Annotated in this window: 28 protein-coding genes; 4 read left to right on the forward strand and 24 right to left on the reverse strand. The window is 70.8% G+C overall.

Annotation, left to right across the window (positions count from 1 at the left end):
• Window positions 1–7: 7 nt before the first annotated feature.
• The 5 genes from BMH31_RS13350 to BMH31_RS13370 form a co-directional block, all read right to left on the reverse strand.
• A complete protein-coding gene (locus BMH31_RS13350) occupies window positions 8–442 on the reverse strand; it encodes a hypothetical protein (RefSeq protein ID WP_099724818.1) in 435 nt (144 codons plus the stop codon).
• Window positions 443–446: 4 nt separating this feature from the next.
• The gene (locus BMH31_RS13355) at window positions 447–875 is read right to left on the reverse strand and encodes a hypothetical protein (RefSeq protein WP_099724817.1); all 429 of its coding nucleotides are present in this window, start codon (window positions 873–875) and stop codon (window positions 447–449) included.
• Entirely contained in the window at window positions 872–1297 is a 426-nt protein-coding gene (locus BMH31_RS13360; RefSeq protein WP_199068480.1) for a DUF6389 family protein, read from the reverse strand. The genes BMH31_RS13355 and BMH31_RS13360 overlap by 4 nt, the downstream gene beginning before the upstream one ends.
• A gap of 148 nt (window positions 1298–1445) precedes the next feature.
• On the reverse strand, window positions 1446–3032 hold the full coding sequence (locus BMH31_RS13365) for a transcription antitermination factor NusB (protein WP_099724816.1): 1587 nt from the start codon (window positions 3030–3032) through the stop codon (window positions 1446–1448).
• Window positions 3029–3952 carry a methionyl-tRNA formyltransferase gene (locus BMH31_RS13370; protein ID WP_099724815.1) on the reverse strand — a complete coding sequence of 308 codons (924 nt, stop codon included), beginning with the start codon at window positions 3950–3952 and terminating at the stop codon, window positions 3029–3031. The genes BMH31_RS13365 and BMH31_RS13370 overlap by 4 nt, the downstream gene beginning before the upstream one ends.
• A gap of 236 nt (window positions 3953–4188) precedes the next feature.
• Here BMH31_RS13370 and trpB point away from each other — a divergent pair, with 236 nt between their 5' ends.
• A complete protein-coding gene (gene trpB, locus BMH31_RS13375) occupies window positions 4189–5418 on the forward strand; it encodes a tryptophan synthase subunit beta (RefSeq protein WP_099724814.1) in 1230 nt (409 codons plus the stop codon).
• 1 nt (window position 5419) lies between these two features.
• On the opposite strand, the gene BMH31_RS13380 is transcribed toward trpB, so the two are convergent.
• The 5 genes from BMH31_RS13380 to BMH31_RS13400 all read right to left on the reverse strand — a co-directional run bounded on the left by BMH31_RS13380 (window position 5420) and on the right by BMH31_RS13400 (window position 10257).
• Entirely contained in the window at window positions 5420–5830 is a 411-nt protein-coding gene (locus BMH31_RS13380; RefSeq protein WP_099724813.1) for a DUF1622 domain-containing protein, read from the reverse strand.
• Window positions 5831–5871: 41 nt separating this feature from the next.
• Window positions 5872–7887 (reverse strand): hypothetical protein, encoded by a 2016-nt coding sequence (locus BMH31_RS13385; RefSeq protein WP_241898287.1) that lies wholly within the window; start codon window positions 7885–7887, stop codon window positions 5872–5874.
• Window positions 7884–9086 carry a methionine adenosyltransferase gene (gene metK, locus BMH31_RS13390; RefSeq protein ID WP_099724811.1) on the reverse strand — a complete coding sequence of 401 codons (1203 nt, stop codon included), beginning with the start codon at window positions 9084–9086 and terminating at the stop codon, window positions 7884–7886. The genes BMH31_RS13385 and metK overlap by 4 nt, the downstream gene beginning before the upstream one ends.
• A gap of 158 nt (window positions 9087–9244) precedes the next feature.
• A complete protein-coding gene (gene rpoZ / locus BMH31_RS13395; protein WP_046455342.1) occupies window positions 9245–9547 on the reverse strand; it encodes a DNA-directed RNA polymerase subunit omega in 303 nt (100 codons plus the stop codon).
• 56 nt (window positions 9548–9603) lie between these two features.
• Entirely contained in the window at window positions 9604–10257 is a 654-nt protein-coding gene (locus BMH31_RS13400; RefSeq protein ID WP_099724810.1) for a hypothetical protein, read from the reverse strand.
• Window positions 10258–10370: 113 nt separating this feature from the next.
• Here BMH31_RS13400 and BMH31_RS13405 point away from each other — a divergent pair, with 113 nt between their 5' ends.
• Window positions 10371–11237: an acyl-CoA thioesterase II gene (locus tag BMH31_RS13405; RefSeq protein WP_099724809.1), complete on the forward strand. Its 867-nt coding sequence runs from the start codon at window positions 10371–10373 to the stop codon at window positions 11235–11237.
• A 37-nt stretch (window positions 11238–11274) separates the two neighbouring features.
• On the opposite strand, the gene BMH31_RS13410 is transcribed toward BMH31_RS13405, so the two are convergent.
• Both BMH31_RS13410 and ettA read right to left on the reverse strand, forming a co-directional pair.
• The gene (locus tag BMH31_RS13410) at window positions 11275–11742 is read right to left on the reverse strand and encodes a thioesterase family protein (protein ID WP_099724808.1); all 468 of its coding nucleotides are present in this window, start codon (window positions 11740–11742) and stop codon (window positions 11275–11277) included.
• A gap of 91 nt (window positions 11743–11833) precedes the next feature.
• Entirely contained in the window at window positions 11834–13513 is a 1680-nt protein-coding gene (ettA, locus tag BMH31_RS13415) for an energy-dependent translational throttle protein EttA (RefSeq protein ID WP_099724807.1), read from the reverse strand.
• A gap of 113 nt (window positions 13514–13626) precedes the next feature.
• Between ettA and BMH31_RS13420 the strand changes: the two genes are divergently transcribed.
• On the forward strand, window positions 13627–14430 hold the full coding sequence (locus tag BMH31_RS13420) for an aminoglycoside 3'-phosphotransferase (RefSeq protein WP_099724806.1): 804 nt from the start codon (window positions 13627–13629) through the stop codon (window positions 14428–14430).
• Between the two features lie 6 nt (window positions 14431–14436).
• Here BMH31_RS13420 and BMH31_RS13425 read toward each other — a convergent pair whose 3' ends face one another.
• A complete protein-coding gene (locus BMH31_RS13425) occupies window positions 14437–14943 on the reverse strand; it encodes a hypothetical protein (RefSeq protein ID WP_241898288.1) in 507 nt (168 codons plus the stop codon).
• Window positions 14944–15225: 282 nt separating this feature from the next.
• Here BMH31_RS13425 and ssb point away from each other — a divergent pair, with 282 nt between their 5' ends.
• Window positions 15226–15945, forward strand: a complete 720-nt coding sequence (gene ssb / locus BMH31_RS13430; RefSeq protein ID WP_099724804.1) for a single-stranded DNA-binding protein — start codon at window positions 15226–15228, stop codon at window positions 15943–15945.
• 52 nt (window positions 15946–15997) lie between these two features.
• On the opposite strand, the gene msrA is transcribed toward ssb, so the two are convergent.
• The 11 genes from msrA to BMH31_RS13485 form a co-directional block, all read right to left on the reverse strand.
• The gene (gene msrA / locus BMH31_RS13435; RefSeq protein WP_099725298.1) at window positions 15998–16522 is read right to left on the reverse strand and encodes a peptide-methionine (S)-S-oxide reductase MsrA; all 525 of its coding nucleotides are present in this window, start codon (window positions 16520–16522) and stop codon (window positions 15998–16000) included.
• The gene (nadE, locus tag BMH31_RS13440) at window positions 16519–17364 is read right to left on the reverse strand and encodes an ammonia-dependent NAD(+) synthetase (protein ID WP_099724803.1); all 846 of its coding nucleotides are present in this window, start codon (window positions 17362–17364) and stop codon (window positions 16519–16521) included. Before nadE ends, msrA begins: the two co-directional genes overlap by 4 nt.
• A gap of 9 nt (window positions 17365–17373) precedes the next feature.
• On the reverse strand, window positions 17374–20919 hold the full coding sequence (dnaE, locus tag BMH31_RS13445; RefSeq protein WP_099724802.1) for a DNA polymerase III subunit alpha: 3546 nt from the start codon (window positions 20917–20919) through the stop codon (window positions 17374–17376).
• A 76-nt stretch (window positions 20920–20995) separates the two neighbouring features.
• Window positions 20996–21364, reverse strand: coding sequence for a TraR/DksA C4-type zinc finger protein (locus tag BMH31_RS13450; RefSeq protein WP_099724801.1), 369 nt, complete (start codon window positions 21362–21364; stop codon window positions 20996–20998).
• The gene (locus BMH31_RS13455) at window positions 21361–21942 is read right to left on the reverse strand and encodes a GNAT family N-acetyltransferase (RefSeq protein ID WP_099724800.1); all 582 of its coding nucleotides are present in this window, start codon (window positions 21940–21942) and stop codon (window positions 21361–21363) included. The genes BMH31_RS13450 and BMH31_RS13455 overlap by 4 nt, the downstream gene beginning before the upstream one ends.
• A gap of 41 nt (window positions 21943–21983) precedes the next feature.
• Window positions 21984–22901 carry an RluA family pseudouridine synthase gene (locus BMH31_RS13460; protein ID WP_046455353.1) on the reverse strand — a complete coding sequence of 306 codons (918 nt, stop codon included), beginning with the start codon at window positions 22899–22901 and terminating at the stop codon, window positions 21984–21986.
• The gene (gene lspA / locus BMH31_RS13465) at window positions 22901–23518 is read right to left on the reverse strand and encodes a signal peptidase II (RefSeq protein WP_306460337.1); all 618 of its coding nucleotides are present in this window, start codon (window positions 23516–23518) and stop codon (window positions 22901–22903) included. The genes BMH31_RS13460 and lspA overlap by 1 nt, the downstream gene beginning before the upstream one ends.
• A gap of 8 nt (window positions 23519–23526) precedes the next feature.
• Window positions 23527–24141, reverse strand: a complete 615-nt coding sequence (locus tag BMH31_RS13470; protein ID WP_099724798.1) for a DivIVA domain-containing protein — start codon at window positions 24139–24141, stop codon at window positions 23527–23529.
• A gap of 137 nt (window positions 24142–24278) precedes the next feature.
• The gene (locus BMH31_RS13475; protein WP_099724797.1) at window positions 24279–24566 is read right to left on the reverse strand and encodes a YggT family protein; all 288 of its coding nucleotides are present in this window, start codon (window positions 24564–24566) and stop codon (window positions 24279–24281) included.
• Window positions 24567–24570: 4 nt separating this feature from the next.
• Complete coding sequence (locus tag BMH31_RS13480) at window positions 24571–25053, reverse strand: cell division protein SepF (RefSeq protein WP_099747382.1); 483 nt, start codon at window positions 25051–25053, stop codon at window positions 24571–24573.
• A 37-nt stretch (window positions 25054–25090) separates the two neighbouring features.
• On the reverse strand, window positions 25091–25795 hold the full coding sequence (locus BMH31_RS13485; RefSeq protein WP_099724795.1) for a YggS family pyridoxal phosphate-dependent enzyme: 705 nt from the start codon (window positions 25793–25795) through the stop codon (window positions 25091–25093).
• Window position 25796 lies beyond the last annotated feature (1 nt).

Here is a 25796-nt window from a genome sequence, read left to right on the forward strand (position 1 = left end):
CTCGCGGCTACAGGGAGTTCCAGCAGTACAGCGCCTCGCCGCGCTCCCGCGCGGTGCGGGCGAGCGCCCGCCAGTCGCGGAGCATCGGCAGGAGGTATTCGGGATCGCCAGCACCCCAGAATTCCTCGGTCTCGGACCAGGGACCCACGACCTCGGCCAGGCGTTCGTCGCTGGCGTCCGCAAGCGCAGCGGTGAAGGCGCCCGGCAGCGAGACGACCCACGCGGAGTCGTGATCCGGCTCGCTCACCAGGCGCGCCCAGGACCACTCACCGGTGATGGTGTCGTACGGTTCGCCGGTGAGGAGCTCCTGCAGCGTTCCCGCCTGCACGGTCGGATCCACGGCGTCGAGCACGGGCCCGTTCGCCGCGTCGGGTCCGGTTTCGACCACCGACGCGGCCGCAGCGTCGTCGCTCGCGATGAAGTACGTGTTGATGACGCCCATGACGTCATCCTGACAGGGTTTGCACCGCCGGTCCAGCGTTGCGCAGCCGGGTGATCAGCGCTCGATCCGCGTCGGCGTCGAACTCGGGATCGCGAGCCGCCACCCGGTCGACGAGCATGCCGAGCGCCTCGAGCACCCCGCTCCGCAGCATGGTCGCGGGGTCGTTGCCCCGCAGCACCTCGTCGCTGTTGAAGCGGAGCTCGCCGCTCGCGGTCCGGGCGGCGAGCCGAACGCGGGGACGATGCAGTCCGGTCGGTTCGGAGACCACCGTGAGGTCGCCGCCGACCGTGACGAACAGGTCGTAGTCGTAGCCCCACTCGAGGTCGCGGAGCGCGATCTGGAGGCGTTTGAGCTCGGTGATCGTGCCGCCGGGGATCCCGGGGCCGCCGTAGACGGTCCGGAACGAGAGCCGGCCGTGCCGCGCGGTCGTCATGCGCCCGCCCCGTCGGGGAGACCGATCCGCCAGAACCCCTCGGGCGATCCCGGCGGGAGGAGCGGGGAGAGCCACTCGGCGACGGCGTCGAGCACGACCTGTTCGAGATCATCGCGCGTCCACCCGCGCGGGCGCGGCGGCACCTCCGGCTCCCAGCCGTCCTCGCCCCATTCGACGCCGAAGAGGTGCCGGTCGGCGTCGAAGCGGCGGTCGAGGGCGAACGCATCGCCGCCCTCGAACCGGGCCCAGACATCGAACGGGCCCTCAGCGTCCTGGTCGACGAACACGTCGATCAGGACGCCGTCGATGCCCGAGCCCGCTTCTTCGGCGGCCCGGCGGAAGCGTCCGAGCCGGGCGGCCGCGTCTTCCGTGCGCGCGGCGAGCAACGGCCGCAGCGCGCCGGCGTAGTCCTGTACGTCCATGCCCCCAGAGTATGGGGCCTTCGGTCGTTCGGTCGGGGGTGCGTGCGTCGGAGGTCGTCGAGATGACCCGAATGCGGGTTATGAGCCCCCATAACCCGCATTCGGGTCATCTCGACGAAGCTTCAGCGGGCGGGTGCCGCCCGCCCCATCAGCTCCGCCGGCGCAGCAGCGCGATGAACATCGCGTCGGTTCCGTTGCGGTGCGGCCACAGCTGCGCGCTCAGCGCTTCCCCCGCGAGATCCAGGGGTTCGCGCGCGACGCGGTTCAGCACCGCCTTCGCGTCGAGCTCCTCCAGCTCGGGGCGCTTCGACAGCAGCCGATCGAGCACGACCCGGGTCTCGGCGAGGTGCGGCGAGCAGGTCACGTACGCGAGCAGGCCGTCGTCGGCGAGATGATCCGCCGCGGCGTCGAGCAGTTCGGCCTGGAGTCGGGTCAGCTCGGGCAGGTCGCTCGGCGCCTTGCGCCAGCGCGCCTCGGGTCGCCGGCGCAGCGCGCCGAGCCCGGAGCAGGGCGCGTCGACCAGGATCCGGTCGTAGCGGCGAGTGCCGCCGTTCGCGGGTCCGCCGTCGCCGAACGCCTCGGGCTCCCGGCCGTCGTGCGACACCACGCGAACCGCATCGGAGGATGCCACGACCGCGCGGCGCACGAGCTCGGCGCGATGTTCGGCCACCTCGTTGGCGCGCAGCTCGGCGCCCGCCAGCTCGGCCTCGGCCGCGAGCACCGCGGTCTTGCCGCCGGGCCCCGCGCACAGGTCCAGCCACTGCTCCCCCGCGCGGATCTCGCTCGCGCGCAGCAGCGCCAGCGCGGCGAGCTGCGAACCCTGGTCCTGCACGCGGAGCGTGCCCTCGGGAAGGTCGAGGCCGTCGATCGTGCGACCGGGATCCCCTCCGGCGAGTTCGAGGCCCAGGGGCGAGGGGCCCGCAACAGCGATCCCGGCCTCCCCGCCGAGCGCTTCGGCGGTGTCGACGTCGATGCCCGATCCCGGAAGCAGCGCGAGGCTGACCCGGGGCGCGCGGTTGTCGGCGGCGAGCAGATCGTCGAGCTCGTCGATGCGTCCCTCGGCGGCGAGCGCATCGCGCAGCGCGCGCAGGATCCAGCCCGGGTGGGAGGTGCGCGCGGCGAGCGCTGCGTCGGCGGACGGGGCTTCCGCGTCGATCCGGTCGTTCCATTCGGCGTCGGTGGATCGGCTGATGGTGCGGAGGACCCCGTTGACGAAGCCGGCGCCGGCGGCGTTCGCGACCAGGCGCTGCAGTTCGACGCTCTCGTTGAGGGCGGCGTGGTCGGCGGTGCGCATCGCGAGCAGCTGGTGGGCGCCGAGGCGGAGCACGTTGCGGGTGCGCGGGTCGATGCGGTCCATCTCGCGGGACGAGGCGAGCTCGATGATGCGGTCGTAGCGGCCGCGGCCGCGCAGGGTGCCCGAGACGAGCTCGGTGACGAACGCCGCGTCGCGGGGATTCAGGTCGGCCTCGCGGATGCGGGCGGGCAGAGCCAGGTTGGCGTAGGCCTCCCGCTCGTCGACGTCGCGGAGCACGTCGTAAGCGGCGAGGCGCGCGGCCGAGACCCGGCCGGCGGGCCGGTGCTCCCGCGGACCGGATCGTCCGCGATCGCCTCCGGAGTTCCCGCGGCCGCGTCCGCCGCCGCCGTTCGGACGTCCGGCGTTCCGCTGCTGGCCTCCGCGGTTCCCCCGGTTCCCGCGACTGCCGCGGCCGCCCTGGTTCGCGTGCTCCGCGCTCATGCGAGCACCGCCGATCCTCCGCGGCCGCGCAACCAGGCGGCGCCGTCCATCGCGGCCTTGCCCGCCGGCTGCACGCGCACGAGTTCGAGGGATCCGTCGGCGAGGCGCAGGATCGCGCGCCCGTCGATCAGCTCGACGGCGCCGGCAGCGTCGGCTCCCGCGGCGGCGGCATCGGCGGCGCGGCGCACCTCGTGCAGCTTGAGGGGCTGGTCATCGTAGTGGGCGTAGGCGCCGGGTTCCGGGGTCATGCCGGCCCACTGGGCGAGGACCTCGCGGGTGGGGCGCGCGAGGTCGAGACGGCCGTCCTCCCGGCCGAGCTTGTGCGCGTAGCTCGCCTCGCCGGTCTGCGGCTCGCCGGTGAGCGTTCCATCGGCGAGGCCGGCGATCGCCGCGACGAGGGCGCCGGTGCCGAACTCTGCGAGGTCCGTGAGCGCGGCGCCCGCGGGGGTGCCCGCGGGGAACTCCCGCGCGTCGCGGGTCAGCACGTCACCGGCGTCGAGCGCCGCGACCAGGCGGAACACCGTCACGCCGAGGTTCTGCTCGCCCGCTTCGAGGGCGCGCTGCACCGGCGCCGCGCCGCGCCAGCGCGGCAGCTCCGAGAAATGCAGGTTGATCCATCCCTGGGCGGGCAGCGAGAGCAGCGGTTCGCGCACGAGTCCGCCGTAGGCGACGATCACGCCGAGATCCGCCTCGAGCGATGCAGCCCACTCGGTGGCCGCATCCCCCAGCCGATTGGCCTTCAGCACCGGCAGGCCGAGCTCCTCGGCGGCGAGCGCCACGGGCGAAGGGGTCAGCACGCGCTTGCGCCCGAGGGGCGCGTCCTCCCGGGTGATCACGCCGACGACCTCGTGGCCTGCGGAGACGACCGCTCGAAGACTGGGCACGGCGAACTCGGGAGTTCCGGCGAAGAGGATGCGCATCACCCTATTCTCGCATCTCGGTGGACCGCGCACCCTCGCACGGGCGCTCGCCCGAGCTCTCGAGCTTGCCCGACGGCCTCGGAGTGCTCTACGATCGCCCCATGCATATCGCGAATCAGTGGTGGACCGCCTAGGCGGTCTCGATCTCGCGCATCTGCATGCACTTCCGACACCGTCTCTCGTAGGCGGTGTTTTTTCGTCTCTCGAGTGGCGCAATGACGCAAAGGACCTCTCCAATGACACACCCCACCACGACTTCCCCCGACGCCGCGCCCTCCCCGTACCGTGCCGACGGCGCCGGGTACTTCGGCGAGTTCGGCGGAGCGATCCTGCCCCCGTTCCTCGCGGGCCCCATGGCCGAGGTCGCCGAGGCCTACGAGGCCGCGCGGCAGGATCCCGAGTTCCAGCGGCAGTACCAGGACCTGCTGTCGAAGTACGTCGGTCGCCCCTCGCTGCTGTACTTCGCCGAGAACCTGACGCAGCGGCTCGGCGGCGCGAAGGTCTACCTGAAGCGCGAGGACCTCAACCACACGGGCGCGCACAAGATCAACCACACGCTCGGTGAAGCGCTGCTCGCGAAGCGGATGGGCAAGACCAAGGTCATCGCCGAGACCGGCGCGGGGCAGCACGGCGTCGCGCTCGCGACGGCGGCGGCGCTCGTCGGTCTCGAGTGCGAGATCCACATGGGAGCCATCGACGTGGCCAAGCAGCACCCCAACGTGGTCCGCATGGAGCTGCTCGGAGCGAAGGTCGTGCCCGTGGAGCGCGGTGGCCGCTCACTGAAGGAGGCCGTCGACTCGGCGTTCGAGGTCTACGCCGCGTCCCCCGACGAGTACCTCTTCGCTATCGGCTCCGTCGTCGGCCCCCACCCGTTCCCGTCGATGGTGCGCGATTTCCAGTCGGTCGTCGGCCGCGAGGCACGTGCCCAGATCCTGGAAGCCGAGGGGCGCCTGCCCGACGCGCTCGTCGCCTGCGTCGGCGGCGGATCGAACGCCATGGGCCTGTTCGACGCGTTCCTCACCGATGAGTCCGTGCGCGTGATCGGCGTCGAGCCCGCCGGTGAGGGCCTCGACACCGACCGGCACGCGGCGACCATGACGAAGGGCGTCGTCGGCGACCTGCACGGCATGCACACCAAGGTGCTGCTCGACGAGAACGGCGAGCCGGCTCCCGTGCACTCCATCGGATCGGGCATCGACTACCCCGGCGTCGGCCCGCAGCACGCCCACCTGGAGCAGACCGGCCGCGGCGAGTACGTGAGCGTCACCGACGCCGAGGCGCTCGACGCGTTCCAGCTGCTGACCCGCGCTGAGGGGATCATCCCCGCGCTCGAGTCGTCGCACGCGCTGGCGCACGTCGTGAAGCTCGCCCCGGAGCTCGGTCCCGACGCGATCATCATCGCGAACCTCTCGGGCCGCGGCGACAAGGACGTGGACTTCGTCGCGGAACGGCTCGCTCAGGCGTGAGCTACGACGCGGGGCCGGCCGACCGCCGGCCCCGCGCGACCTCCGCGGCCAGCACCTCGGCACCGCTCGTGAGCGCGGCCCGGCGCCACGGCGCCACGCCGTCGATCTCGATCTGGATCGACATGCTGAGCACGGTGCGGATCAGCACGATCAGCCCGAGCACCGCCGCGTCCTCGAGCGACGGGGTCGAGATGGTGCGGATGATGTCGGCCGCGACGAAGATCTCGAGGCCGAGCAGGATCGATCCGCCGATCGAGGTCCGCAGCGTCTGAAACGCGGTGCGGCCTCCCCGGCCGCCGAACAGCGCACGCGCGGACAGCACCAGCGCGATCGCGAAACCGGCGATCATGGCGACCACGCCGAGCACCTCGACGACGGTCACGACTCCCCCGAACCAGGCTTCGATGCTCATGGCCTCAGCGTAGCCCGCCGAGGCGACGGGTGCCGCCCGTGCTAGCCGTCGAAGACGCCTCGGTCGTCGAAACGCAGGCGCAGCGCTTCCGGCCGCGCACGTCCGGGCGGACGGCCGCGAGTGCGCGCTGAGGAGCCCGCGGCGTCGGCGACGAGCACGCCGCGCAGCCGGCGCGCGATCTCGGCGCCGAGCCCGTAGTCGAAGCGGACGATGAGTCGCACGATCCCGGGCACCTGCTCGTATCCGCTCGGCCCGCGAGCGGGAACCGGACCGAGCACATCGATGCCGGGCACGGCCGGGTCCTGCGCGCCGAGATCCCGGATGGATGCGAGCGCGCGCTCGACCTCGGCGGCACCGCCCGTGACGCTCGCGACGCGGACCGCGGGCGGGTAGCGGAGCGCGTGCCGGTCGTGCAGTTCGGCCGAGCGCCATTCCTCGGTGCGTCCCGTGACGAAGGCCTGCACGGTCGGACCGCCGCCCGACGCCATGACGCACTGCCCGTCGGGGGCCGCGAGCGCGGCGGCGTTCTCCCACCAACGCAGGCAGTCCTCGGCCGCACGCAGCGATTCGATGCCGAGCAGTCGTTCGGCATCGAGCAGCACGACCGCGCGGTAGCCGCCCGCCGCGATCGGTTCGGCGCCGCGCGTCGCCACGACGAGTGCCGGGCGCGCGTCGACGCGCTCGCGCGGATGCTCCCCGTCGCTGAGCAGCACCCGGGCGTCGGAGAACTGGCGCTCGAACTGCTCGACGGTGCGCTGGGATCCCATGCCGCGCTCGGTGAGCACCGTCCCGTCGCACGTGCCGCACTGCCAGGGGCGCGCGGGTTCACCGCACCAGCGGCAGGCGGCGACGCCCGCGGAACGGAAGCCGATGGGCCCGGCGCAGGCACGACAGCGCGCGGCATCGCCGCACGACGCGCAGACCGCGACGGGCGCGTAGCCGGGCGTGGCCACCTGCACGAGCACGGGACCGCGGCGGGACTCCTGCCGGATGATGCGGGCGGCGAACTCGGGCACCCGACCGGCGAAGGCGTCGGGGGTCATCGACGCATCGGCGTGCACCACGCGGGTGCGGCGCGGCGGATGCCGCTGCGCCTGCACGTAGCCGATCTCGACGAGGCGCTGCACCTCGGCGCTGCGGGAGTGCGCGGCGAACAGGAGCCCCGCCCCCGACTGCCCCGCTCGCACGAGCGCGGCATCGCGCGCGTGGACGTAGGGCGCCAGCGGTTCGGCCAGCACGGGATCGCCGTCGTCCCAGATGAGGATCGCCCCGAGCGCGTGAGCCGGCGCGTAGACCGCCGAACGGTTGCCGATGATGATGCGGGGCTCGGGATCGAGCGCGCGCAGGAACGCCGCGTACCGCTCCCCCTTCGACTGCCGGGCGTCGAGGCGCACGACGCCCGCGTGCCCGAGCGATGCGAGCGCGTCGCGCAGTTGATCGAGATCGCGGTAGTCAGGCAGCACGACGATCGCGCTGCGGCCCTCCGCGTGCACGGCGAGCGCGGCGCGCGCGAGCTGCAGGCTCCACCCGCCGACCCACTCGCCCGTGCCCAGCCGCACCGGGCCGTGCGACGCGTCGATCGCGAGGCGCGCCCCGCCCGTCAGCAGGCCGGCGAGCTCTGTGTCTGCTTCTTCGGCTTCGAAGGGGGTGTCGTGCTCCCCCGGATCGGGCGCGGTGCCCGCCAGGTGCTGCTTCTCGACCCGCACCTGGCGCGTCGGGATCGCGAGCCGCAGGATGTCGCCGGCGCTGCCCGCGGCGCGGTCGGCCACGGCGCGCGCCAGCCGCCACACCTCGGGGGTGAGCGTCGGCAGCGGGCTGACGATCTCGGCGATCTGCGCCAGCTCGCCGCCGAAGTCGCTCTGCTCGGTGAACTCGATGACCGTGCCGAAGCTCTTGCGGTTCTGCGAGCGGAACGGGACCCGCACGCGCTGGCCCGCACGGATCTCGTCGGCGAGCTCGCCCGGGATCGCGTAGTCGAACAGGTGGTCGAGCTGCGGCAGGCTCGTGTCGAGCAGGATCCTGGCGACCCTGCGGCCGGCAGCACCCTCGGCGGTCACGCCGCGTCGATCCCTGCGGCCGCTCGCAGCTCGGCGACGCGGGGCGTCGCCTCCCAGGTGAAGTCGGGCAGCTCGCGGCCGAAGTGCCCGTAGGCGCTCGTCTGCGCGTAGATCGGGCGGATCAGTTCGAGATCGCGGATGATGGCGAGCGGGCGCAGGTCGAAGACCTGGCGGACCGCCGCCTCGATGCGCTCGCGCGGAACGGTCTCGGTGCCGAAGGTCTCGACGTAGAGGCCGACCGGGTGGGCGCGGCCGATCGCGTAGGCGACCTGCAGCTCGGCGCGCTTCGCGAGCCCGGCGCGCACCACGTGCTTCGCCACCCAGCGCATGGCGTACGCGGCCGAGCGGTCGACCTTCGACGGATCCTTGCCGCTGAACGCGCCACCGCCGTGACGGCTCGCGCCGCCGTAGGTGTCGATGATGATCTTGCGGCCCGTGAGGCCGGCGTCGCCCATGGGGCCGCCGATGACGAACGGACCGGCCGGGTTGATGAACAGCTCGGCGTCGCCGCTCGCGAGTTCGACCCGCCCGAGGACGGGGCGGATGACCTCGCGCTCGATCGCCTCGCGCAGTGCCGGCTGCGAGATGTCGGCCGAGTGCTGGGTCGAGACCACGACGGCCTCGACGCTGACCGGGCGGTCGCCGTCGGTGCCGATGGTCACCTGGGTCTTGCCGTCGGGGCGCAGTTCGGGCAGGATCCCGCTCTTGCGCACCTCGGTGAGGCGCTCGGCCATGCGGTGGGCGATCCAGCTCGGCAGCGGGTGCAGCTCGGGGGTCTCGTCGGTCGCGTAGCCGAACATGATGCCCTGGTCGCCGGCGCCCTGCTGGTTCAGCGCGTCGTCCGCCGTCGCGCCCTCGCGCACCTCGAGCGAGGCGTCGACGCCGTTCGCGATGTCGGGCGACTGCTGGCCGATGGACACGGACACCCCGCAGGAGCCCGCGTCGAAGCCCATGTCGGAGCTCGTGTAGCCCACGTTGCGCACCGCGTCGCGCACGATCTGCGGGATCTCGACGTAGCCCGTGGTCGATACCTCACCCGCGACGTGCACGAGTCCGGTGGTCACCAGAGTCTCGACCGCGACGCGCGCGCCCGGATCCTGTTCGATCAGCGCGTCGAGGATCGAATCGGAGATGCGATCGCAGATCTTGTCGGGGTGCCCCTCGGTGACGGACTCCGAGGTGAACTGGCGAAGGGACACGATGGGCTCCTCTGTGGGAAGTGGCTGAGTGCGGACTGGTGCACGGGCGAACGCTACCGCTCGCGGTCGGCACCGAGCGGGGTCGGCGCTCGGGAAAACGACAGCGGCGCCGGAACAGCCCCCAGGCTATCCGACGCCGCCGACATCGTTGCTGCGGGTTACTCCGACAGCTCCTCGGCCGAATCGGCCTCAGCGGGAAGCTCCTCGACCGCGGCGCGCTTGGTCATGGTCAGCTTGCCCTCGACGATCTCGTGCAGCGCGATCGACAGCGGCTTGTCGTCGACGGAGGACTCGACGAGCGGGCCCACGTTGTCGAAGAGGTTGCCGTCGTGCAGATCGGTGTAGTAGTCGTTGATCTGACGGGCGCGCTGCGACGCGAAGACGACCAGGGCGTACTTCGAATCCACCTTGGCGAGCAGCTCGTCGATGGGCGGGTCGATGATGCCGTTGACGTTGGCCATGAATACACTCCTCGGGTTGACCGTCCTAGTGTAGCCGAGGATCGACCATCACGGGGTCACCGTCGGCCGAGACCCCCGCGCACCAGCACGTCCCCGCGCGAGCCCGAGAGCCGAGTCCAGCTGCGCGAGCGGCTGATCCTGAGTACGCGCTCGTCCCGGAGGAATCCGAGCGCGTCGGCCGCGAACGCGGCCGCGGCGGGCACTCCGTCGGCGATGGGCGCGCCCCAGACCTGCGCGCGCACCTTCTGCACCACGGCCTCGCCCGGCTGATCGGGCAGCGCGGCGGCGACCCGCTGCATGCCCTCGGCGGCGACCGCCGCGAGCGACGCCGCGTCGATCGATCCCGCGGCCTCCCAGCCGCTCGTCGGCGGCAGTACGCCGGCCCACGCTGCGGCGAGCGTCGCGTCGGGCACGTCGAGATCCCGGCCGAGCACGCCCATGCGCGCGATCCGATCGAGCAGCGCCCGGCTCGCGACCGTGGCGTCGACCGCGTCCCCCGGTGCTTCGGCAAGGGCGAAGGCGCGGGCCGCAAGCACCACCGGGAGCGGGTCCAGCAGCCCCGCCGGCGCCTGGGTGCAGCCGAACACCGCGAGGGTCGAGCCGCGGGTCACCATGCGCACTTCCGCGCGCCCGGCGCGTTCCAGGCGTTCGAGGAAGATGCGGAGGTCGTCGCGGGTGGCGTGATCGGCGAGGCGGAGCGGTGCGGACATCGGTTCCAGCCTAGTCGCGGCGCCCGGGCGGACACCGCGCCGCTTCCCCGGCCGGGGCCGTCGCCGGTCATAGACTGAGGCGGACAGCCGTACCGCGCCGCCAGGAGGTTCCGATGCCCACAGATCCCGATCTCATGACGATGATCTCGGTGCTCGACGCGGGCGCCCGCACCCAGGACGACATCTTCACCGGCCCCGCGCTGCCGACGCCGCACGGGCGCTCGTTCGGCGGCCAGGTGCTCGGCCAGGCCATCTCGGCCGCGGGGGCCACGGTGCCCGACGACCGCGAGATCCACTCGATGCACGCCTACTTCCTCCGGCCGGGCGACAGCATCGAACGCATGACCTTCGAGGTCGCCCGCCTGCACGACGGCCGATCGTTCTCGACGCGGCGCACGCAGGCCTACCAGGGCGGCGAGGTGCTCATGTCGATGATCGCATCGTTCCAGTCCGACGACGACGGGCTCGAGCACCAGGACCCCATCGACCTGAGCGGCATCGTGCCGCCCGAGGACCTGCCCGCGGTGTGGGAGAAGTACGGGCACCTCGCCGACGGCGGGCGCGCATCCTGGATCCTCAACCGTCCGTTCGACTTCCGCTACGTCGAGTCGGACATCCTGCTCGAGGTGCCCGAACGCACGTCGAAGCAGCGGGTCTGGATGCGCAGCCGCGACACGTTCGAGGGCGGATCGCTGCAGCACTGCGCAGCGTTGGCCTTCGCGAGCGACTACCTGCTGGTCGAACCCGTCGCCCGTCGCCACGGGATCCCCTGGGCGACCCCCGGCATGCGCGCGGCGAGCCTCGACCACGCGATGTGGTTCCACCGACCGTTCCGAGTCGACGACTGGCTGCTCTACGAGCTCGAGTCCCCCACCGCGCAGGGCGGGCGCGGGCTCTCCACCGGGCGCTTCTACGACCGATCGGGCGCGCTCGTCGCCTCCGTCTCCCAGGAGGTCACGGTCCGGCTCCCGCGGGGGTAGCCGGCCGCACAGATTCGTCGGACGGTTCGCGACCGCGTCAGCGACGTCCGAGCTGCAGCGGCTCGTCCATCCACGCCTCGACCGACTCGCGGCCCTCGCCCGAGAGGCGCATGGGTCGCAGGGTCTTCCCGTCGACGATCACGACGACGGTGATCGCGCGCGCGACGACGGTGCGCTCCGGCTGGGACCCGTCGACGATCTCGTAGTGCACCTCGAGCGAGGACCCGCCGAGCTTGCCGATCCAGAGCTCGACGGTGATCGGCTGCTCCGCGTATTCGAGCACGCGCAGGAACTCGATTTGCTGGCTCGCGACCAGCATCTTCGGCCCGTCGGGATCGTCTCCGCGGAAGTGCCGTTCCATGCCGGTGCGCTCGCGTCCGCTGCCCAGCCAGAAGGTGCGCACGCGCGCTTCTTCGAGGTAGCGGGCGTAGGCGACGTTGTTCACGTGCCCGTAGGCGTCCTGATCGCCCCAGCGGAGCTCGAGGTCGACATGGGTGCGCGCCATGCGGGGATCCTTCCGGTCGAGGTGAGTCGGTGTGCGCTCGAAACGGCGACGGGGCGCAACCGTTGCGGTTGCGCCCCGTCGCCGGCGAGCGTCAGTTGCGCGTGAGCTTGCGGTAGTGGCTGCGCGACGGGTTCGCCGCGTCGGGCCCGAGCCGCTCCAGCTTGTTCGCCTCGTACGCCTCGAAGTTGCCTTCGAACCAGTGCCAGTTCGCGGGCTCTTCCTCGGTGCCCTCGTAGGCGAGGATGTGCGTCGCGATGCGGTCGAGGAACCACCGGTCGTGGGTGATGACCACGGCGCAACCGGGGAACTCGAGCAGCGCGTTCTCGAGCGACTGCAAGGTCTCGACGTCGAGGTCGTTGGTCGGCTCGTCGAGGAGCAGCAGGTTGCCGCCCTGCTTGAGCGTCAGCGCGAGGTTCAGTCGGTTGCGCTCACCGCCCGAGAGCACGCCGGCCTTCTTCTGCTGATCCGGACCCTTGAACCCGAACTTCGACACGTAGGCGCGCGAGGGGATCTCGGTCTTGCCCACCGTGATGATGTCGAGCCCGTCGGACACGACTTCCCACAGCGTCTTCTCGGGGTCGATGTTGGCGCGGTTCTGATCGACGTAGCTGATCTGGACCGTCTCGCCGATCTTCAGGTCGCCGCCGTCGAGCGGCTCGAGGCCGACGATGGTTTTGAACAGCGTGGTCTTGCCGACGCCGTTCGGGCCGATCACGCCGACGATGCCGTTCGGCGGCAGCGAGAACGAGAGGCCGTCGATGAGCGTGCGGTCGCCGAAGCCCTTCTGGAGCCCCTTCGCCTCGATGACGATGTTGCCGAGACGCGGACCCGCGGGGATCTGGATCTCCTCGAAGTCGAGCTTCCGCGTGCGCTCCGCCTCGGCTGCCATCTCTTCGTAGCGCGCCAGACGCGCCTTCGACTTCGCCTGGCGGCCCTTGGTGTTCGAACGCACCCAGTCGAGCTCTTCCTTCAGGCGCTTCGCGAGCTTCGCGTCCTTCTTGCCCTGGATATCGAGGCGCTCGGCCTTCTTCTCGAGGTAGGTCGAGTAGTTGCCCTCGTAGGGGTACAGGCGCCCGCGGTCGACCTCGGCGATCCACTCCGCGACGTTGTCGAGGAAGTAGCGATCGTGCGTGATCGCGATGACCGCGCCGGGGTACTTCTGCAGGTGCTGCTCGAGCCAGAGCACGCTCTCGGCGTCGAGGTGGTTGGTGGGCTCGTCGAGCAGCAGCAGATCGGGCTTCTGCAGCAGGAGCTTGGTGAGCGCGACACGGCGACGCTCGCCGCCCGACAGCGGACCGATCGCGGCGTCGGCGGGCGGGGTGCGCAGCGCGTCCATCGCCTGCTCGAGCTGGTTGTCGAGGTCCCAGCCGTCGGCCGCGTCGATCTCCTCCTGCAGGGTGCCCATCTCGGCGAGCAGTGCATCGAAGTCGGCGTCGGGCTCGGCCATCAGCGCGGAGATCTCGTTGAAACGATCGACCTTGGCCTTGATCTCGATGCCGTCCTGGATGTTCTCGAGCACGGTCTTCGACTCGTCGAGCTCGGGCTCCTGCATGAGGATGCCGACCGAGAAGCCCGGCGCGAGCGCGGCCTCGCCGTTCGACGGGGTGTCGAGGCCCGCCATGATCTTGAGGATGGTCGACTTGCCGGCGCCGTTGGGACCGACCATGCCGATCTTCGCACCGGGCAGGAACGCCATGGTCACGTCGTCGAGGATGAGCTTTTCGCCGACCGCCTTGCGGGCGCGAACCATCTGGTAAATGTACTCGGCCATATGTTTTCCGGGCGCTGGCGCCCCGAACTCCTTGTGCTCTGGTCTGATGAGAATCGCCTCTACTCTAGCCGCCCGCACCGACATCTCCCGAGGGGAACTGGCAGCATGGAGGGATGATTGAGCGAGTCCTCGCGGGAGCCCCCGACGAACCGGTCGAAACGCCGCGCGCGATCCTCGATCGCGCGGCCGGTCCGCTCGAGACGGTCTGGGAGAACGAGCTCGGCGGTCTCACCTTCCGCGATCGGACGGCGGACCGCTACCTCAAGTGGGTCGCCGCCGGCACCCCGGAGCTCGATCTCGACGCGGAGGCCGCTCGCCTCCGGTGGGCCGCCGCGCAGGGCGCGCGCGTGCCGACGGTCGTCGACGCGGGCTCGGATCGGAGCGGATCCTGGCTCGTCACGGCCGCGCTCCGAGGCGATTCGGCTGTCGACCCGCGCTGGATCGCCGAACCCGAGGCCGCTGCTCGGGCGATCGGCGCCGGTCTGCGGGACCTGCACGACCGGCTGGACGTCTCGGTCTGTCCCTTCGACTGGTCGATCGAGCGGCGCCTCGAGCAGGCCGAAGAACGGCTCTCGCGCGGAATCGGCCCCGCGGAGTGGTCTCCCGAGCATCGCGATCTCTCGGCGCGGGAGGCGAGGCACCTGCTGCGCGACGCTCCCCCGGTCGACGATCCGGTCGTCTGCCACGGGGACGCCTGCGCGCCGAACACGCTGCTCGACGAGTCCGGTGCCTTCCTCGCCCACGTCGATCTGGGCGCGCTCGGCGCGGCCGACCGCTGGGCCGACCTCGCGATCGCGTCCTGGAGCACGGTCTGGAACTACGGCCCGGGGCACGAAGCCGCGGTCTACGCCGGATACGGCATCGATCCGGATCCCGAGCGGATCGCCTACTACCGGCTGCTCTGGGATCTCAGCTAGCTCGGATCAGAAGTCGATCGGCCGGGTCTTGCCGATCAGGCAGATGTCTTTGTCGGGGCCGATCGCTGCGACCTGGTCCACCGAGAAGCTGCGGTCGGTCGTCGAGATCTGACCGATGAGGCAGCCCTGCCCGATCCGCACCGAGACGTAGATGTAGTCCGCGACGAGGTCGGTCTTGGTCTTGTCGAAGCTGACCTGCATCGCCTGCTTGTCGAAGCCGGCCTTGGCGACGGCCTGCACGACCGGTTCGCCCTGGACGGCCTCCTTGCCCTTCGAGTAGGACCGGATCACCTCGGTGAAGTACGGCTCGTTCTGCTCGGCAGTGCCGCCGGGGATCAGCTTCGGCGCTTCCTTGGGCGGGGCCGGGGTGGTGCGCGCGGGGGTCTCGGGAGTCGGCCCCTCGAAGATCGCGCAGCCGCTCAGCGCCGGGACGCCGACGAGCAGTCCTGCGGCGAGCGCGACGGACGCGGTCGCGCGGAATCGACGGGGGCGACGGGGGGAAGCACTGCTCACCCGGCACAGTGTACGGGGTCACGGTGGAAGAACCCGGCACGGCGCATCCTGCCGTGGTCACCGATCCGAGCCGGCGCACCGGGCGTTCTCCGTGCACAGGGCGCACCGGAGCGGGGTCGCCGCGGATCGCGTGCACAATCCTCGCTTCGCCGGGGTCCGGGCTCCGGCCGCCTTCCACACTGGAGGCCGGTGGGATCGGTCGCCTCCAGCGCACCGCCCGCCTCACCCCATCGAGCAGCCCGGGCGCAGGACGCCAGGGCGCAACCGCAGAGGAGGACCCTCATGAGCACCCCCATCTCCGTCGTCGGCACCGTCGCGACGGTCCCGAAGCTGATCCGCACGGGCGCGGGCGTCCCGCTGTGCTCGTTCCGTCTCGCGAGCAGCGAGCGCCGCTACGACCGAGAGCGCGGCGAGTGGGTCGAAGGCGGGACCAATTGGTACTCGATCACCGCCTTCCGCTCCTTGGCCGAGCACTCGCACTATTCGTTCCAGAAGGGCGATCGCGTCTTCGTCAGCGGCAGGCTCCGGGTCCGCAGCTGGGAGAACAAGGAGCGCAGCGGCACCTCGGTCGAGATCGAGGCGGACGCACTCGGTCACGAGCTGCGCTGGGGCACCTCCCGGTTCGCACGGCAGACGTCGGGCCAGCACGACGGCGCGACTGTTACGTCGTTCCCGAGCCCTGCCCCTGGCTCTGCCGAATCTGCGGGATCCCCCGCGTCGGACGAGGAAGGCCGCGATCGCGCCGAAACCGACCGGGTCGATGCTTCCAGCGCGTCCTCCGATTCCGGATCGTCGGTCGCCTCCGGCGCGCCCGCCTGGACGGTCCCCGGCGTCGGTACCCCGGCATCCGCGTTCGAGGCGGAGGAATCGCCGAAGGCGGATGGCCCGACCGAGTCGGAGGATGCGGCGAAGGAACAGGAGGAGTTCCTCGGCTCGCCGGTTCGGGCGGCGTTCGGGCGCGCCGGCGAGGACGACGGGGAGGAGCTTCCGCTCGCCTCGTGACCGCTCCGGGTCGAGCATCGGCAAGCCGCTTCAGACAGACCCGACGGTCGGTTCAGGCGAGGTACTCGCTGAAGGAAGCGCGGATCTTGCTCACCTTGGGCGCGGCGACGGCGAGGCAGTAGCCCTGCGTCGGGTTCTTCGCGAAGAAGTCCTGGTGCTCCTCGGGGCCCGGGTAGATGGGTCCGAGGGGTTCGATCGCGGTCACGATCTCGCCCGGCCACCACTCGGCCGCTCGATCCCGCGCGGCGATGAAGCGGGCGCGCTGCTCGTCGTCGCGCGGGAACATCGCCGAGCGGTACTGGGTGCCGACATCGGCGCCCTGGCGGTTCAGCTGCGTGGGATCGTGCATCGTGAAGAAGGCGTCGAGCACCACCTCTGCCGGCAGCACCGACTCGTCGAAGGTCACCACGACCGCCTCGGCGTGGCCGGTGCTGCCGGTGCAGACCTCGGCGTAGCTCGGGTGCTCGGTGCGGCCGCCCGTGAACACGGAGGCGACGTCCGTCACGCCGCGCAGCGCGCGGTAGGCGGCGTCGAGGCACCAGTAGCAGCCGCCGGCCAGCACGTAGCTCGTGGTCACCGCCCGGCTCCCCCGGTCGCGCGCCACCAGTCGTCATCGGGACCGACGGGCTGGCGCCGCTTGTGCTCGGTGCCGCGGTAACGGCGCTCGAGGTTCTCGGCCGCCGCCTCGGGAACGCTCTCGCCGCGCAGGTACGCGTCGATCACCGGGTAGCTGACGCCGAGGCTCGACTCGTCGGACTGCCCGGGTTCGCCGTCGAGCAGATCGGCGGTGGGCACCTTCTGCCAGAGCCGGTCCGGGGCGTCGAGGTGCTGCAGCATGGCCGCGCCCTGCCCCTTGGTGAGCCCTGCGAGCGGCACGACGTCGGCCGCGCCGTCGCCGAACTTGGTGAAGAAGCCGGTGATGGCCTCGGCCGCGTGATCGGTTCCGATGACGAGGAGGCCGCGGTCGCCCGCGATCGCGTACTGGGCGATCATGCGCATGCGCGCCTTCACGTTGCCCCGAGTGAAGTCGGTGGTCTCCTCGCCCATCGCGCTATCGACCGCGTCGACGAGGCCCCGCACACCGGGCGCGATGTCCACCGACACGGAGCGGTCGGGACGGATGAACGACAGCGCCAGCTGCGCGTCGTCCTCGTCGCGCTGGACCCCGTGGGGCAGCCGCACCGCGACGAACTCGGCCTCGGCGCCCTCGCTGCGCAGGCGTTCGACCGCGAGCTGCGCGAGGCGGCCGGCCAGCGACGAGTCCTGCCCGCCGGAGATGCCCAGCACGAAACCGCGCACTCCTGGCACGGCGCGGGCGTACTCGACGAGGAAGCCCACTCGACGTTCGATCTCGACCGCGGGGTCGACTTCCGCGTGCGCGCCGAGCGCCGCCTGGATCCGCTGCTGAAGTTCACGCATGACGCCAGCCTACGCCCCGGGCTCCGACAGGCAACGCGGGCCCAGCAGGCCCTTCAGCTCCCCGAACAGATCGGAGGTGATGCGCACCGGGAAGGGCAGGTCGAAGACCCGCACGCTCGTCGAGGTCAGCAGGTGCAGCCGCACCTCGCTCTCGCCCGGATGCCGGCGCAGGGTGCCCTTCAACTCGTGCATGAGGTCTTCGGTCGCGCGCTGGTCGGGCAGGGTGAGCATCAGCGTGCTCGCGTCGTCCTGCACGGAGGCGTCGATCGGTTTGACACCGTAGGCGTGCATCGACATTCCGTCGTCGCGGGCGTTGACCTTGCCGCGCAGCGCCACGATCGAATCGGGTTGCAGCAGGCTGCCGAACTCCTGGTACGACTTGCCCATGAAGAGCGCCTGCACCTCGCCGGTGAAGTCCTCGATCGTGACCATGCCGTAGAGGTTGCCCGATTTGGCGGTGCGGTGCTGCACGCTGGTGAGCAGGCCCGCGACCGTGACGATCTCGCCGTCGAGGTGGGACTCCGGGTTGGTGACGCGCTCGATCGAGTCGCTCGCCTCCTTCGCGAGCGCGGCCTCGAGCCCGCGCAGCGGGTGGTCGGAGACGTAGAGGCCCAGCATCTCGCGCTCGAACGCGAGCTTGTCCTTCTTGGTCCACTCGGGACGATCGGGCACCTGCGACACCGTCTCGCCGGCGTCGCCCTGCTCCTCCGCCGCCTCGGCGAAGAGGCTGTCGAAGTCGAAGCCCACGTTGCCGTGCTCGGCATCGCGCTTCTCCTTCACGGCGCTCTCGATCGACTGCTCGTGGATCTCGACGAGTGCGCGTCGCGTCCCGCCGAGGCCGTCGAAGGCGCCGGCCTTGATGAGCGACTCGACGGTGCGCTTGTTGAGCACCGTGATCGAGCACTTCTTGAGGAAGTCGTGGAAGGTCTCGAAGCGCCCCTTGTTCTCGCGGGCCTCACGGATGCCCTCGACCACGTTCGTGCCCACGTTGCGGATCGCGCCGAGGCCGAAGCGGATGTCGTCGCCGACCGCCGAGAAGTTCGCGAATGAGTCGTTGACGGCGGGCGGCAGCACCTTGATGCCCATGCGGCGGCACTCGTTGAGGTAGAGCGCGAGCTTGTCCTTCGAGTCGCCGACGCTCGTGAGCAGCGCGGCCATGTACTCGGCCGGGTAGTGCTCCTTCAGGTACGCGGTCCAGTAGCTGACGACGCCGTACGCGGCCGAGTGGGCCTTGTTGAACGCGTAGTCCGAGAACGGGAGCAGGATGTCCCAGAGCGCCTTGATCGCCGCCTCGGAGAATCCGCGCTCCTTCATGCCGCCCGAGAAGCCCTCGTACTGCTTGTCGAGCTCGGACTTCTTCTTCTTGCCCATCGCGCGGCGGAGGATGTCGGCTTGGCCGAGCGAGAAGCCGGCCACCCGCTGAGCGATCGACATGACCTGCTCCTGATAGATGATCAGGCCGTAGGTCGTCTCGAGGATGTCCTTCAGCGGTTCCTCGAGCTCGGGATGGATCGGGGTGATCGGCTGCAGACCGTTCTTGCGCAGCGCGTAGTTGGTGTGCGAGTCGGCGCCCATGGGCCCCGGGCGGTACAGCGCGAGCACCGCCGAGATGTCCTCGAAGTTGTCGGGCTTCATGAGGCGCAGCAGGCCGCGCATGGGGCCGCCGTCGAGCTGGAACACACCGAGCGTGTCGCCGCGCGCGAGCAGTTCGTAGGAGGGCGCGTCGTCGAGCTCCAGGCGCTCGAGGTCGAGTTCTTCGCCGCGGTTGAGGCGGATGTTCTCGAGCGCGTCCGAGATGATCGTGAGGTTGCGCAGCCCCAGGAAGTCCATCTTGATCAGGCCGAGGCCCTCGCAGGTCGGGTAGTCGAACTGCGTGACGATCTGGCCGTCCTGCTCGCGCTTCTGCAGGGGGATGATGTCGATGAGCGGGTCGCTCGACATGATGACGCCCGCGGCGTGCACGCCCCACTGCCGCTTCAAGCCCTCGAGGCCGAGCGCCGTGTCGTACACGAGCTTCGCCTCGGGATCCTCGGTGAGGACGGCCCGGAACTCGGCCGCCTCCTTGTAGCGAGGGTGCTCGGGATCGGTGATGCCCGAGAGCGGGATGTCCTTCGCCATGACGGCGGGCGGCATCGCCTTCGTGAGCTTCTCGCCCATGCCGAACGGGAAGCCGAGCACGCGCGACGCGTCCTTCAGCGCCTGCTTCGACTTGATCGTTCCGTAGGTGACGATCTGCGCCACGCGCTCGTCGCCGTACTTCTCGGTGACGTACTTGATGACCTCGCCGCGACGGCGATCATCGAAGTCGACGTCGAAGTCGGGCATCGAGACGCGGTCGGGGTTGAGGAATCGCTCGAAGATGAGTCCGTGCTGCAGCGGATCGAGATCGGTGATACGCATGGCGTAGGCGACCATGGATCCCGCGCCCGAACCACGACCGGGGCCCACGCGGATGCCGTTGTCTTTCGACCAGTTGATGAAGTCGGCGACCACGAGGAAGTACCCGGGGAAGCCCATCTGCGTGATGACGCCGATCTCGTACTCGGCCTGCTTGCGCACCGCGTCGGGGATACCGCTCGGGTAGCGGTAGTGCAGCCCCTTCTCGACCTCCTTGATGAACCAGCTGTCCTCGGTCTCACCATCGGGCACCGGATAGCGCGGCATGTAGTTGGCCGACGTGTTGAACTCCACGTTGCAGCGCTCGGCGATGAGCAGCGTGTTGTCGCACGCGTCGGGGAAGTCGCGGAAGATGTGCCGCATCTCGGCCGCGGTCTTGAGGTAGTAGCCCGAGCCGTCGAACTTGAAGCGGTTCGGGTCGTCGAGGCGGGAGCCCGACTGCACGCAGAGCAGCGCCGAGTGCGCCTCGGCGTCGGCCTCGTGCACGTAGTGCAGATCGTTCGTGGCGACGAGCGGGATCTTGAGGTCGCGCGCGATCTTGATGAGGTCGGACTGGACCCGGCGCTCGATGTCGAGCCCGTGGTCCATGAGCTCGCAGAAGAAGTTCTCTCTGCCGAAGATGTCCTGGAACTCGGCCGCCGCCTGCCGGGCCTCGTCGTACTGCCCGAGGCGCAGGCGGGTCTGGATCTCGCCCGAGGGGCAACCCGTCGTGGTGATGAGCCCCTTGCCGTAGGTCTGCAGCAGCTCGCGGTCCATTCGGGGCTTGAAGTAGTAGCCCTGCATGGAGGCGTAGCTCGACAGCCGGAAGAGGTTGTGCATGCCCTCGGTCGTCTCCGAGAGCATGGTCATGTGGGTGTAGGCGCCGGCGCCCGACACGTCGTCGCCGCCACCGCTGCCCCAGCGCACGCGGGTCTTGTCGGTGCGGTGGGTGCCGGGGGTGAGGTAGGCCTCGATGCCGATGATCGGGTTGAGGCCGCGATCCTTCGCCTGACGCCAGAAATCGAATGCGCCGAAGGTGTTGCCATGGTCGGTGACCGCGATGGCGGGCATGCCCTGGGCGGCGGCCGCGTCCATGAGCGGCCCGACGCGTGCTGCCCCGTCGAGCATCGAGTACTCGCTGTGCACGTGCAGGTGCACGAACCCGTCGTTCGCTGACACGAATCAGACCCCTTTCGTCGGCCGTCCCAGGGTATCGCGCACCGCTGACAACGGGAGCGCCCGGACGGCGCCGCCGCTATCTGGCGAGGCGTTCCCCGCAGGGCACGCAGGTGCGGGCGGCCGGGCGCGCCCGGAGCCGGGCGATCGGGATCGCGCGGCCGCACGCGGCGCAGATCCCGTACTCCCCCGCCGCCAGTCGACGTTCGGATTCCTCGACGCCGCTCAGCTCCGCACGCGCCGCGTCGAGCCGGCCCGAGAGCCGCGACCACTCCGCGGACAGCGGCACGCCCTCGGGGTCGTGCTCGTCGTCGTCGCTCTCGCTCCGGCGTGCCCGCGCGAGTTCGTCCAGTTCGGCCGAGACCCGAGCGATCCGAGCCTCGATCCGCGCCCGCAGCTCGTCGAGCAGACCCCGCAGCTCGGCAGTACCGTACCCCCGGGAGCTCACGGCGCACCTCGGAGGTCGAGGCGCATGACCACGCGACGGAATCCGGCCAGCACCGAGTCAGTATCGGCCGCCCAGGAGAACCCGGCGCGCTCGAACACGGCGCGCGTACCGACGTAGGCCATGGTCTGATGCACCGGCTCGCCGGCGTTGTCGACCGGATAGCCCTCGATCGCCGGCGCGCCGTTGGCGCGTGCGAACTCGACCGCGCCGGCAGCGAGCGCGTGCACGATGCCCGCACCGCGGTGTCCCGGGCGCACCCGGAAGCACCAGAGCGACCAGACGTCGAGCTCGTCGATGTGCGGGATCTTGCGGTTGCGGGCGAAGCTCGTGCCGGCCCGCGGATGCACCGCGGCCCAGCCGACGGGCTCGCCGTCGAGGTACGCGAGCACCCCCGGAGGAGGATCCTCGGCGCACAGACCCCGCACGCGTTCGCTGCGCTCGGGCTCCCGGAGCCGCGTGTTCTCGGCGGAGCCGATACGGTAGCTCAGGCAGAAGCAGACGTTCGACTCGGGGCGCTTCGGCCCGATGACGGCGCGGACGTCGTCGTAGACGTCGGCGGGCCGGATCTCGATTCCCATGCGGGAATCCTAGACGGCACCGCCGACATCGACGGCGAACGTCAGGCCGAGAGCACGTCGAGTGCGTGCTGCAGGTCCTCGGGGTAGCTCGACGCGAACTCCACGGGCTCGCCGGTCGCCGGGTGCCGGAACCCGAGGCGCATGGCGTGCAGCCACTGCCGGGTCAGGCCCAGTCGCTCCGACAGCTTCGGGTCCGCGCCGTACATCGCATCGCCGACGCAGGGGTGCCGCTGGGCCGACATGTGCACGCGGATCTGGTGCGTGCGGCCGGTCTCGAGGTGGATCTCGAGCAGCGACGCGTACGGGAACGCTTCGATCGTCTCATAGTGGGTGATCGACGGCTTGCCGTCGCGCGTCACCGCGAACTTCCACTCGTGGTTCGGGTGCCGCCCGATGGGCCCCTCGATGGTGCCCGCGAACGGATCCGGGTGCCCCTGCACGACCGCGTGGTAGATCTTCTCGACCTCGCGTTCCTTGAACGCGCGCTTGAGCTCCCGGTAGGCGTGCTCGCTCTTGGCGACCACCATGAGTCCGCTCGTGCCCGCGTCGAGCCGGTGGACGACGCCCTGGCGCTCCGCGGGGCCGGAGGTGGCGATGCGGAAGCCGGCACCGGCCAGCGCACCGAGCACGGTCGGTCCCTGCCAGCCGAGCGACGGGTGCGCGGCGACGCCCGCGGGCTTGTCGACCACCACGATGTCGTCGTCGTCGTGCACGATGCCCAACTCGGGCAGGTGCACGGGAACGATCTCGGGCTCGCGCTTCTCGGTCCAGCTCACCTGGAGCCAGCCGCCGGCGGCGAGCCGGTCGGACTTGCCGAGCACGCGGCCGTCGAGCTCGACGCCGCCGGCTTCGACCACGGTCGCCGCGAAGCTGCGTGAGAAGCCGAGCAGCTTCGCGATGGCGCTGTCGGCGCGTTCGCCGGCGAGACCGTCGGGAACGGGAAGGGAACGGTGCTCCATCAGCGGGCCTCCGGATCCGCGTCCGCGGCAGGTGCGTCGGAGCCCTCGGCCTCGGCCTCCTCTTCGCCGCGCTTGCGGCGCGGCGAACCGTCGAGCGGAAGCCCGAACAGCGTGACCAGTACGAACAGCGCCATGCCGGTGCAGATCGCGATGTCGGCGATGTTGTAGATCGCGGGGATCATCCACGGCGTGGAGATGAAGTCGATGACGTGCCCGACCGGGAACCCGGGCGCACGCGTGAGGCGGTCGGTCAGGTTGCCGAGCACGCCGCCGAGCAGCAGCCCGAAGAAGGCCGCCCACAGCAGCGAGCCGAGTCGGCGGATCTGCCAGAGGATCACGCAGACGACGACCGTGGCGAGGATCGTGAAGATCCAGGTGGAGCCGCTCGCGAGCGAGAACGCCGCCCCCGGGTTGCGTACGAAGTGCCACTGGAGGAACTCGCCGAGGACCGGAACGGTCTGCCCCTCGGGCAGCGTGTCGACGACCCAGTTCTTGACGAGCTGATCGGCCGCGAACACGGCGATCGCGACGACGAACAGGAGCACGGGCACCAGTCGTCGCCGCGAAGCAGGACGGGCGGCGCGAATCCGCGCCGCCCGTTCGGATGCGTCGTTCACGCCCCGGACTACTGCAGGCCCTCGGGAGCCCCACCGGGCTCGGGCGAGCCCTCGAGGCCGCGGAGCTGCGACTGGATGTACGAGCGGAGCGTGTTGCGGTACTCGCCCTCGAACTCGCGGAGCTCCTTGATCTTGTTGCGGAAGTCGATGCGCTCCTCGCCGAGCAGGCGCAGCTCTTCGGCGCGCTGCTTCTGCGCCTCCTGCACGAGCTGGGCCGAGGTCGCCTCGGCGTCGCGGATGAGCTGGTCGCGCTTGGCCTCGCCCTCGCTGACGTGCTTGTCGTGCAGTTCGAGCGCGAGCTGCAGCATGGCGCTCGACTTGACCGCATCGCCCTCGCCGAAGCTCGGTGCGGAGACGGGAGCAGCAGCCGGAGCCGGAGCGTCGACCACGATGGTCTGCTCGGACGCCTCGACCTGGGGCTCGGACTTGCCGGCCTCGGCCTCGGCGAGCTTCGCGGTCAGCTCTTCGATCTGCTTGCGCAGCTCGGCCTTCTCTTCTTCGTGCTGGCGCAGTTCTGCTGCGATCTGATCCAGGAAATCGTCGACCTGGTCAACCTCGTAGCCATCACGGAATTTGGTGATGGAGAACTCGTGATTCAGAAGGTCTTCGGGTGTCAGTGACATTCGTGGATCTCTTTCGCTTCGGTTCCACTTCGGTGGGATGGGAACCACGGTAGCAAACAATCGCTCGGCTTCGCCCAGGGAGTTCGCAGGGCGTCACCTCGCGGGTGCGTGCTCGGGTCGGAGGTTCGGGACAGGAATCAGGGGAGGATCGCGATGAGGATCCAGCAGCTCAGCATCGTCAGCATCCAGCCGAGATCGAGCGCGACCGCCCCGAGGCGGATCGGCGGCAGGATCTTCCGGAACATCCGGATCGGCGGATCGGTGACCGTGTAGACGGCCTCCACCACGGCGAGCCAGACGCCCCGCGGCCGGAACCGGGGGTTGAGCACCCGCACCCAGTCGAGCACGAAGCGCGCCCAGAGGATGAAGACGTACGTCTGCAGCAGGATCCTCAGCACGAGGCCGAGGATCGCGAGGATCGCCACCGCGCTAGGCGGAGGGGCTCACGAAGAAGGAGCCGGTCTCCGACCCCGAATCCTCGTCGCTGGCCGTCGCGATGTGCTCGGGCGACAGCAGGAAGACCTTGCTCGTGACGCGCTCGATGCGTCCGCGGAGCCCCATGGACAGCCCGCTCGCGAAGTCGATCAGGCGCTTCGCGTCCGCGTCGTTCATGCGCGAGAGGTTGAGGATCACCGGGATGCCGTCGCGGAAGCTCTCGGCGATCGCGGCCGCGTCGCGGTACTCGCTGGGGTGCACCGTGAGGATCTCGTTCATCGCGGGCGCCGCGGGCGCGCGGGTCGGGGTGACCTTGCGCAGCGGAGTGACCGGAGCCTTCTGCGCGGCGGGGCGCGGGGCTGCGGCGGGCGCGGTGGTCTCGGCGGCGGGCGCCGGGGCCGGACGCTCGCCGGTCTCCTCCAGCTCGTCCTCGGCCAGTCCGAGGAACACCATGGTCTTCTTCAGCGGGTTGCTCATGTTCTACTCCCTACACGCTTGCGCGGTTACTTCGAGGCTAACCGGCCGCCGGCCGGTTTCCGGTGATTGCGCTCCCGATGCGAAGGTGTGTCGCGCCGGCCGCGATCGCTTCGGCGAAATCGTGGGTCATGCCCGCGGAGATCGAGGTGGCCTCGGGTGCCAGCGCGACGATCCGGTCCGAGTAGCCGCGGAGCCGCTCGAACGCGCGCGCAGCCTCCTCCTCCTCGGGCAGGGGCGCGACGGCCATGACTCCGCGGAGACGCAGGCTGGGCGTCTCGAGCACCCGCTCGGCGAGCCGGTCCAGATCGTCGGGCGCGGCTCCCCCGCGGCCGGGATCGTCGGTGAGGTTGACCTGCAGGAACGCGTCCACCGTGCGATCGATCCCCGAGAGCGCGTCGACGAGGCGCTCCCGGTCGATCGAGTGGATCGCGTGCGCGTAGCGCGCGGCCTGCCGCGCCTTCTTCGTCTGCAGCTGCCCGATGAAGTGCCAGCGCAGATCGAGGTCCGCGAGCTCCGCCGCCTTGCCCTGCGCCTCCTGGTGCCGGTTCTCGCCGACGTCCTGCACGCCGAGGGCGGCCAGGTCCGCGACGAGGCTCGCCGGGTGGAACTTGGTGACGACGATGAGCGTGAGCTCCTCGGGCGTGCGCCCGACCGCGCGCGCTGCCTCGCCGATCCGCTCGGTAACGCCGGCGAGCCGGGCCGCGAGTGCGGTCCGGCTCGCGTCGACAGCTTCCGCGTCCATG

The sequence above is a fragment of the Leucobacter sp. OLIS6 genome, from assembly GCF_002752355.1.
Classification (GTDB): Bacteria; Actinomycetota; Actinomycetes; order Actinomycetales; family Microbacteriaceae; genus Leucobacter.